Source organism: Chitinophaga sp., from assembly GCF_035564935.1.
Lineage (GTDB): Bacteria > Bacteroidota > Bacteroidia > Chitinophagales > Chitinophagaceae > Chitinophaga.
This window is the reverse complement of record NZ_DATMTE010000395.1, coordinates 1-2,755: the sequence shown is the minus strand read 5'-3', so window position 1 is coordinate 2,755 and position 2,755 is coordinate 1. Positions and strand designations below refer to the sequence as shown.

Annotated in this window: 3 protein-coding genes; all 3 read right to left on the bottom strand. The window is 46.9% G+C overall.

The features are described 5' to 3' along the window. On the bottom strand, positions 1 to 233 hold a 233-nt coding region (locus VN105_RS10395; protein ID WP_325640537.1), incomplete at its 3' end, for a BlaI/MecI/CopY family transcriptional regulator. Positions 234 to 400: 167 nt separating this feature from the next. Continuing rightward, positions 401 to 1,540 (bottom strand): AhpC/TSA family protein, encoded by a 1,140-nt coding sequence (locus VN105_RS10390; protein WP_325640536.1) that lies wholly within the window; start codon positions 1,538 to 1,540, stop codon positions 401 to 403. Between the two features lie 70 nt (positions 1,541 to 1,610). Continuing rightward, positions 1,611 to 2,693: an AhpC/TSA family protein gene (locus VN105_RS10385; protein ID WP_325640534.1), complete on the bottom strand. Its 1,083-nt coding sequence runs from the start codon at positions 2,691 to 2,693 to the stop codon at positions 1,611 to 1,613. Positions 2,694 to 2,755 lie beyond the last annotated feature (62 nt).

The window sequence follows — 2,755 nt, the reverse complement described above, 5'->3', positions numbered from 1 at the left end:
ATGAACTTTTGCTTGTAAGCCGCTTCTTCCATAACCGGCGTATACTCATATACGTTACCCGTTTTCCGGCTTTCTACAAAACCCTTTTTCTCCAGGTTCTTTATGGTAGATGCCAGCGTAGTATAAGGAGGAGCCGGGGCGCTGTGCGCCTCCAGGAAGTCTTTCACAAAACCTTTCCCTACTTTCCAGATAGCCAGCATGGCTGTTTCTTCTTGCTGGGTAAGTTTTTCCATAGCATTTAAATAATTTGAATTACGATTCTTTCGTAAATCTACGAATGTTTCGTAGATAAACAAATATTTTTTTTGAAAGATGATTTCAGCGGAGGATTTTCCCAAAAGAAAGAGGTGCAAAGGACTGAACCCATGCACCTCTTATTATTTTATCTCCCGAAGGGAAATTATTTCAATATCTCTTCCAGCTTGGAAGCCAGTTCCTCCCCTCGCAGGTTTTTAGCCACGATCTTTCCTTTCGGATCAATCAGCACATTCTGCGGGATGGCGCGAACGCCATAAAGGTCTGCCGCTGCATTCTTCCAGCCTTTCAGATCGGAAACATGCGTCCAGGTGAGCTTATCGGCGTCTACGGCTGCCAGCCATTTATCTTTCTTGTCATCCAGGGAAACACCGAGGATTTCAAAGCCTTTATCCTTGAATTTATCGTAGGCTTTCACCACGTTAGGATTCTCTGCGCGGCAGGGACCACACCAGCTTGCCCAGAAATCGACCAGTACATATTTGCCACGGAAAGAGGACAGGCTGATATTTTTGCCATTGGCATCGGCTTGGGCAAATTCAAGCGCCGGCTGTCCTATAGCTGTTTTACGGGCAGATTCCAGGCGTTTGGAAAATTCTTTGCCGGAAGGTGAATTTTTTGCTTCCTTGCTCAGTTTTTTAAACAGCGGTGTTACTTCGGCAGGCTTTATATCGTAACCAGCCACCTGGTTTAACAGGAATATTGCAATGGGAGAATTGGTATTCTTTGCAAGAAAGTCGTTCTCGATCTTTTTCTCTTCCGCGTCTAACGCATCATACTCCGCTTCCAGCTTTTTAATTCCTTCCTCGTCTTTGTTCTTCGCCAGTTCACGATACCTGGTTTGCAAGGCGGCTCCTTTCTCATTCACATCTTTCAACAGGTCATTCAGCTGTTTATAATCGTCGTTGGCTTTGGAACCGGTAACAGTAGCCTTGCTGATAGAATCGGTAGTGTTGATGGTAATAACGCCTTTATCCAGGAAAACCGCCAGCATATCGCGCCCCATAGACACCGGCCTTTCATTGCCTTTCTGTACCAGCATCAGGCTGGCCAAACCTGCTTCTTCCAGGGTGCCGTTGAATGTAAATTTACCATCTTTGATCTGTGCGCTGTCCATGAAGTTTTCGCCACTTTTGCGCATTCTCAGGTAAACGGTAGCGGGGTCATGCTGTTGGGAAACAGTTCCCTGTATAGTGTAAGGTTTGCCTGCTGCTGTGCCTTTCTTATCCTGGGCAAACATCACTGCCGGCACTAAAAGGGCTATACCTACAATTGCTTTTTTCATTGGTTTTTGTTTTACGAATAACAAATTTGTAAAATCGGCGGCTCATTAGCAACCTGATTTTGATAAGCGGCTATTTTAACAACTGCTCCAGCTTGGCCTCCAACTCTTCGCCACGCAGGTTGCGGGCGATGATTTTCCCTGCAGGATCTACCAGGAAGTTAGTGGGAATAGACTGAACCCCATACTGCACAGCCACTTCGTTGCCCCAGCCCCGCAAATCGGATACCTGCGTCCAGGCCAGTCCATCCTGGCTGATGGCGCGTAACCAGCGCTCCCGGTTATCATCCAGGGAAACGCCCAGGATGGTGAAGTTTTTATCCTTGAACCTGTTATAAGCCTTTACTACATTAGGATTTTCCTGGCGGCACGGACCGCACCAGCTTGCCCAGAAATCAACCAGCACATACTTGCCCCTGAAAGATGACAGCTTTACGGGCTGCCCTTTGGCGTCTTCCTGCGAAAAATCATCAGCAGCCACATTCAGCACATTTGCTTTCAGGCTTTTTACATAGGCGGTTACGCTCTTTCCATACTGGCTTTCCTGCACCGACTTATCCAGTGACTCAAACAATTGCCTGAACTCTTCCGGCTCCAGCCTGCTGCGCAGTTCATTCATCATCAGCCAGATACTGGCAATACTCTTCGGATGCGAAGTAATAAACTGCTTACCGGTATTCACCACATCCCTGCTGAAAGTTTCCGCCTTCTTACGGAAAGCGTTCTTTCCCGGCTCATCCTCGGGATTGATCTGTTTGGCCTCGGTATTCAGCTCCTGCGCCTGTTTGATCAATGGTTCAAATGCTTTCTGGTATTCCTGCATCGCCAGCGTATTGGCATTACCTTTCACGGAGGCGGCTACGGGATAAGTAGCCAGGGAAGTGGTAAACTGTATAGGATCATTCCCGGTTACAAATAACATCGGATAGTTTACATCCTGCAGGATCAATGCATATACGGAAGGTTCTTTGCCACTCTTCACACGAAAACTGAACTGTTCATTCTTTATTACCGCCGAATCATCCGGGTTGTTGTCCTGGTCGTCAAAAAGATAAATGGTTTTGCCGTTCCCCCCTCTCACAATACCCGATACCTGCTGGGCATTCGCACCTGCGAAAACCAACGCCGCAGCGGCTAACAGGAAAATCTGTTTCATTACAAATTATTTTAATTAGTTAGTGGGGTGTAATATACGAAGAGATTCTTTCATGAAGAAGC

Bases quoted from the DNA above. Each gene is read 5' to 3' on its own strand.
- VN105_RS10390 (WP_325640536.1), bottom strand. From the start codon at position 1,540: ATGAAAAAAGCAATTGTAGGTATAGCCCTTTTAGTGCCGGCAGTGATG.
- VN105_RS10385 (WP_325640534.1), bottom strand. From the start codon at position 2,693: ATGAAACAGATTTTCCTGTTAGCCGCTGCGGCGTTGGTTTTCGCAGGT.